This window comes from Candidatus Desulfosporosinus nitrosoreducens (assembly GCF_030954495.1).
In the GTDB taxonomy this organism is placed as follows: Bacteria; Bacillota; Desulfitobacteriia; order Desulfitobacteriales; family Desulfitobacteriaceae; genus Desulfosporosinus; species Desulfosporosinus nitrosoreducens.
Map to the genome: position 1 here is coordinate 43,800 of NZ_JAVHUW010000020.1, position 6,154 is coordinate 49,953.

At 48.6% G+C, this 6,154-nt stretch carries 6 protein-coding genes; all 6 read left to right on the top strand.

Annotated elements, in window-relative coordinates:
- The first annotated feature begins 57 nt into the window (after positions 1-57).
- Positions 58-972: a GTPase Era gene (gene era, locus REC12_RS01635; protein WP_308891891.1), complete on the top strand. Its 915-nt coding sequence runs from the start codon at positions 58-60 to the stop codon at positions 970-972.
- A 1-nt stretch (position 973) separates the two neighbouring features.
- A complete protein-coding gene (deoC, locus tag REC12_RS01640; protein WP_308891892.1) occupies positions 974-1,618 on the top strand; it encodes a deoxyribose-phosphate aldolase in 645 nt (214 codons plus the stop codon).
- A 50-nt stretch (positions 1,619-1,668) separates the two neighbouring features.
- Complete coding sequence (gene recO / locus REC12_RS01645; RefSeq protein WP_308891894.1) at positions 1,669-2,463, top strand: DNA repair protein RecO; 795 nt, start codon at positions 1,669-1,671, stop codon at positions 2,461-2,463.
- Positions 2,456-2,905, top strand: coding sequence for a DUF4342 domain-containing protein (locus tag REC12_RS01650; protein WP_308891896.1), 450 nt, complete (start codon positions 2,456-2,458; stop codon positions 2,903-2,905). Before recO ends, REC12_RS01650 begins: the two co-directional genes overlap by 8 nt.
- A 355-nt stretch (positions 2,906-3,260) precedes the next feature.
- A complete protein-coding gene (gene glyQ, locus REC12_RS01655) occupies positions 3,261-4,151 on the top strand; it encodes a glycine--tRNA ligase subunit alpha (protein ID WP_308891897.1) in 891 nt (296 codons plus the stop codon).
- A gap of 1 nt (position 4,152) precedes the next feature.
- A partial coding sequence (glyS, locus tag REC12_RS01660) for a glycine--tRNA ligase subunit beta (RefSeq protein ID WP_308891898.1) occupies positions 4,153-6,154 on the top strand: 2,002 nt, incomplete at its 3' end.

Consider the following 6,154-nt stretch of genomic DNA (forward strand, 5'->3'; position numbering starts at 1 on the left):
TAAGGTTATCGTAAGGAAAGTAAGGATAAAGTATAAGGATAGGGAAGTGTTTCGCTCTTGGCTTCAACATCATTAAAAGAATTTCGTTCCGGTTTTGTCTCGGTTATCGGCAGGCCAAATGCCGGAAAGTCTACTTTGCTTAATCATTTATTGGGGCAAAAGGTTCTGATTATGTCGGATAAGCCTCAAACGACACGGAACCGCATTCAATGTATATTGACGGAGGAACGAGGGCAAATCGTTTTTTTAGATACCCCGGGCATACATAAGCCTAAGCACAAGCTGGGAGAATATATGGTCGGTGCGGCCAAGGAATCAATGCGGGAAGTTGATATTATTTTGTATATGGTGGATCTTGCCTCTGACTATGGCCCCGGAGAAGAGTATATCATTGAAATGCTCAAGCATACCAAGACAACGGTGGTGCTTGTTTTAAATAAGGTTGACCTGTTAGGCAAAGAACAACTGATGCAGAAAATTCAGCAGTTTGCTGCTTTGGTTGATTTTAAAGCGATTGTTCCGATTTCCGCTAAAACGGGAGAGAACACCCCCGAGTTATTGAACGTTATTTTTAATCAGCTTCCGCAAGGGCCAATGTATTATCCTGAAGATGAGGTTACGGACCAGCCGGAACGCTTTATTATGGCGGAGCTAATCAGAGAAAAGGCCTTACTGCTGACGCGGGACGAGGTTCCTCATTCTATCGCGGTGGTCATTGAAGAGGTTGCCGAAAAAAAGACCTTGGTTAAAATTCGGGCAGTGATTGTTGTGGAACGAGATTCTCAGAAGGGAATCATTATTGGAGCCAAAGGTAAGCAACTGAAAGAGATTGGGAGCTTGGCCCGCCAGGATATTGAGGCTCTGCTGGGGAGCCCTGTGTTTTTGGAGCTTTGGGTTAAAGTGAAAAAAGATTGGCGCAACCGGGCCGATAGCCTGCGTAACTATGGATATGGAAAGGAGCGGGATGAATAAGATGGGTGAATTTAATCTGGCTGGAATCACAGATCATACACTATTAAAGCCGCAAGCGACGGAAAAGGATATTGTCACTTTATGTCATGAGGCTCAGGAACATAAATTTGCAACGGTTTGCGTGAATCCCTCCTATGTTCAGACTGCGGCGAAACTTTTATTTGGCACAGGAATCGGAGTGGCGGCAGTTGTGGGCTTCCCTTTAGGGGCTACGTTTACGGAGGTTAAGGTAGCGGAAGTCTTCATGGTTAAAGCTCATGGCGGTAAAGAAGTAGATATGGTGATGAATGTCGGATGGGCAAAGTCGGGCAATTGGCAGGGAGTAGAGCGGGATATTAGCCGCGTGGTGGAAGCGGCTCATGCCTGCGGGTTGTCGATTAAAGTAATCATTGAGACTTGTTTGCTTACGGAAAGTGAGAAGAAAACGGCAGCGGAAATTGTCAGACGCTCGGGAGCGGATTATATAAAAACCTCCACAGGCTTCGCCGGAGGAGGAGCAACGCTTGAAGATGTGCAAAACCTGAAGGAGTGGGTCGGGGAAAATGTCAAGGTAAAGGCTTCAGGCGGAATCAGGACTAAAGAATTCGCCCTTCAGTTGGTGGAGGCCGGGGCAGAGAGATTAGGGACGAGCGCGGTGCTTGCCTGAATTATGTATAGTTGATTTCCGGATAACAAAGAATAGAAAGGGTTGAGGGCGTGGCCGTTTATCATGCGGACGCGTTGGTGATTCGCAGCCGGGAATATGGGGAATCGGATCGGATACTCACACTTTTTTCCCGTGAGCTGGGCAAGCTTCAGGCTGTGGCTAAAGGGGTACGTAAACCTAAAAGCCGGCAGCGGGCCGGAGCGCAGATGTTTACCTATGGAGATTTTCTGCTTCACCGGGGAAAGACATTAGATACTGTGAGTCAGTGCAGTCCAAAGGAAAGTTTCTCTTATCTCTGGTCGGATTTGGACCGTTCCCTGGCAGCGACCAATATGGCGGAGCTTTTAGACATTTCGACGGTTTTAGGTCAGCCCAATACTGAACTGTTTACGCTCACCTTGACTTGCTTGTTTCTTCTTGAACATTATGACACGACTCTTTTGCTCTGTGCTTTTGCTCTGCGCTTGATGGTGTTGCTGGGATACCGCCCTCATCTGGGCGACTGTGTAGAGTGCGGAGAGAAAGTGAGCGGAGAAAGATTGCTGTTTAGTTCCGAAGCGGGAGGTACGCTTTGCGGACGGTGCCGGGAGAAGTATACAGGACGCCTGGTTCGGGCGGGGAGTATTGCTTTTATGCGTCAGTTAATTCAAGTGGATCTTCTGAAACTTGATCGTTTGCGCTGGTCGCTTTGGATGAGAGAAGAAGTTCTGGACACACTGCGGCATTTTCTGGAATATAAATTCGAGAGGCCGCTTAAATCCTGGAGAATGGGAAACGCTATCAGTGATGGCTTTAGACAACAGACCCGATTTTACAGTGGAAAGGAAGGAAAAGAAGTTGAGTGAAGAGTTATGGTCGGAACTTGAGAAGATGGATATTCTGCGGGAACGCATGGGTATTGGGTATGAAGAAGCGCGGGCGGCCCTGAATTTTGCCCAAGGAGATGTTATCAAGGCTCTGGACTTTCTGGAAAAGGAGCGCGACGGTGTCAAAAGAAACTGTGCCGCCTCTGACCGGGGAGAAGAGATATGGGAGAGCCTGAAGAGCAAGCTGCAGAATTTTAATCATACGAAGGTCAATCTTAAGAGAAATGACGCGACGCTTCTGAGTCTTTCGGCCCCGCTGGGTTTAGCTATAGCCTACTCGGTCTGGAGGAAGCCGAGCCTAAGGATGTTAGCCCTTGTAGGAGCTGTGGGAGCGGCTCTCAATCATTTTCATCTGGAACTGGATTCGCCGGATAAGACCGGGTATGACGATGAGGCCTATGGTTATAGTGCTGATGAATAACTAGGTAAAAAATGGCTTTTGTGTTTGACACAATTTTATTTACAGCATATAATTATCTTTAAATAACTTTAGAATACGATGATGGGAAGAAAGTTGGCAAAGTATCTCCAGAGAGAGTTCGGTCAAGGCTGGAAGCCGAATGGGATAGGCGAATGGGGCAGCCCGGAGTGTTTAGAAACGAAGAGGACCCGCAAGGGTCAAACAGGGTGGAACCGCGGGAACAAGCTCTCGTCCCTGTAGCTGTTTAAGCTACGGGAGTGAGTGCTTTTTTATTGGCTTTAATCGCTTCTCACCGTAGCACAATTCCTGAGAGGTGTTTCTCTGGTAAATAATATTTAATCAAGGAGGCCGGACTATGAAATTTCAAGATTTAATTCTGACCTTGAATCAATTCTGGGGAGAGCAAGGTTGCATCATTGCCCAACCTTATGACGTGGAAAAAGGGGCCGGGACAATGAACCCGGCGACGTTCCTGCGTGCCCTTGGACCTGAACCGTGGAATGTGGCCTATGTGGAGCCCTCCCGTCGGCCGACAGACGGACGCTATGGTGAGAATCCCAATCGCTTGCAGCATTATTTTCAATACCAAGTTATTCTGAAGCCTTCCCCGGACAATGTCCAGGAGCTGTATCTGAAAAGTCTGGAACGGATAGGCATTAATCCCAAAGAACATGACATTCGTTTCGTAGAAGACAACTGGGAGGCTCCAACCCTTGGTTCTTGGGGATTAGGCTGGGAAGTTTGGCTCGACGGCATGGAGGTGACGCAATTCACTTATTTCCAACAGTGCGGGGGGATTGATTGCAAGCCGGTTTGTGCTGAAATCACCTATGGCTTAGAGCGGCTGACCACGTATATCCAGGATAAAGACAGTGTGTACGATATTGAATGGGTTGGAGACGTGACCTATGGGGATATCTATTTGCAGAATGAAATCGATTATTCCCATTACAATTTCGAAGTGGCGGATATTGAGGCACTGCAGACTTGGTTTGATATGTACGAGCATGAAGCGAAAAGGGTGGTTGAAAAAGGTTTAGTGCTCCCCGCCTATGATTACGTCTTAAAATGCTCTCATACTTTTAATCTTTTGGACGCTCGCGGGGCTATCAGTGTTACGGAACGAACGAGTTATATTGCCAGGGTCCGAGCTCTTGCCCGGCTTTGTGCTCAAGCCTATGTTGAGCAGAGAGAAAAATTAGGGTTTCCTTTGTTGAAGACCAATTCTCTGAAAGAGGTGAAATAGGGTGGCAAAAGACTTTTTATTGGAAATTGGAACGGAAGAAATCCCGGCTAAGTTTTCCCCGGGGGCTATGAAACAATTGGAAGATCAGGCAAGTAAACGGTTGGCGGAACTTCGCCTAAGTTACCAAGAACTGCGGATTTATGCCACACCGCGACGGCTCGCGCTTTTAGTTAGAGACCTGCAGGATAAACAGGAAGATCTCCTGACAGAGGTCAAAGGTCCTGCTGTTAAAGCGGCTTATGATCCCAGCGGGTCTCCGACAAAGGCCGCCCAAGGTTTCGCCCGGGGTCAAGGAGTAACGGTCGAGGACCTGTTTGTCCAGGAAGTCAACGGTGTGCCCTATGTTTTTGCCCGTAAGTCAGAACTGGGAGTGGAGACTGCGACCCTTCTGCCTCAATTCGCCCAGGATCTGATTCAAGCCCTGCATTTTCCCAAACCGATGCGCTGGGGAGACTTGGATTTTCGTTTTGCCCGGCCAATCCGTTGGCTCGCAGCTCTTTTCGGAACAGAGGTGGTTAATTTTGAACTAGTCGGCCTGGAGTCAGGCCGAGGTTCGCGCGGACATCGTACTTTGGCCGAAAATGAGGTGGTGTTTGGGCGAGCGTCCGATTATCCGGAATTACTGCGCCAAGCCTATGTCATTGTGGCCCCCGAGGAACGAAAAAGGATGATCCAGGCTCAAATCAAAGCTCTTGCCGAGAAGGTCGGCGGAGAAGTGCCTGATGATGAAGAACTGCTCGAAGAGGTTATTCATATCGTGGAATATCCGACAGCTTTGCTGGGAGAAGTAGCCGATCGCTATATGCATTTGCCGGAAGCTGTGATAACGACTCCCATGAGAGAACATCAGCGTTATTTTCCCGTTCGCTCTAAGGATGGAAAGCTTTTGCCCTATTTTATCACAGTGCGCAACGGCAATGATTTTGCCTTAGATGTTGTCAAGGCGGGCAATGAAAAGGTTCTGAAGGCCCGGCTGGAGGATGCGGCTTTTTATTATCGCGAAGATCAGAAGGTTCCCTTGAAAGAATTGGTTTCCAAGCTGGGGAAGGTTGTTTATCATGAGAAATTGGGTACGGTAGAGCAGCGAGTCGAACGTATGCGGAAAGTAGCGCGCTTTATCGCGGAAACTTTGAAATTTGAAGAAGCTCGTAAGGAAGAGATTGATCGAACTGCCTTTTTAGCCAAGGCCGACCTTGTCACTTTGATGGTCAGCGACTTTCCCGAGCTGCAAGGAATTATGGGAGCGGATTATGCGCGGGCCGGCGGAGAAACTCCCGGGGTTTGTCAGGGCATTTTCGAGCACTATCAGCCTCGTTTTGCCGGAGATAGTTTGCCGGTCTCTGAGGCTGGGCGTGTCGTCAGTATAGCGGATAAACTGGATGCTATCGTCGGAGCTTTTGGCATCGGAATTCAGCCGACAGGGTCACAGGACCCCTACGCCCTTAGGCGGCAAGCCCAGGGAATTGTGGCCATACTCTTAGATGCCGGCTGGGATCTCTCCTTGGCGGGGCTTTTAACTGCGGTTTACCAAGCCTTTAAGGAGCAAGGAACAGCCTTGCTGCCTTTGGAGGAAATCTTGCCCGGGTTACAGGATTTCTTCCAGCAACGCTTGCGGTTTGTGCTTTTGGAACAGGGCCTGCGCTATGATACAGTGGATGCCGCTCTGGCACAAGGCGGAGATTTATTGAACCGTGTCGCGCAAAAGGCCAGAACTCTTTCGGAAAAACGTACCGAAGAGGCGTTTACTCCCTACGTTCAAGCCTACACGCGATGTTTCAATTTAACTAAAAAGGAATCTTTGCAAGAATTAAGAGTCTCTTCGTTGGTTGACGAGACCGAACTTGCCTTAGAGAAAGGAATTGCCGGGCGCAGAGAGGGCTTTGAAAAGGCTTTGGCGGAAGGAGCCCTTGATGAGGCGTATAAATTAGCCGGCGAGCTTGTTCCTCTGATCGAGGCTTTGTTCCAAGCCGTAATGATTATGGTTGAAGATGCCGATTTGAAAA

Excerpts from the sequence above, each read along its gene's own strand:
- deoC (WP_308891892.1), top strand. The coding sequence starts at position 974 with ATGGGTGAATTTAATCTGGCTGGAATCACAGATCATACACTATTAAAG.
- glyQ (WP_308891897.1), top strand. The coding sequence starts at position 3,261 with ATGAAATTTCAAGATTTAATTCTGACCTTGAATCAATTCTGGGGAGAG.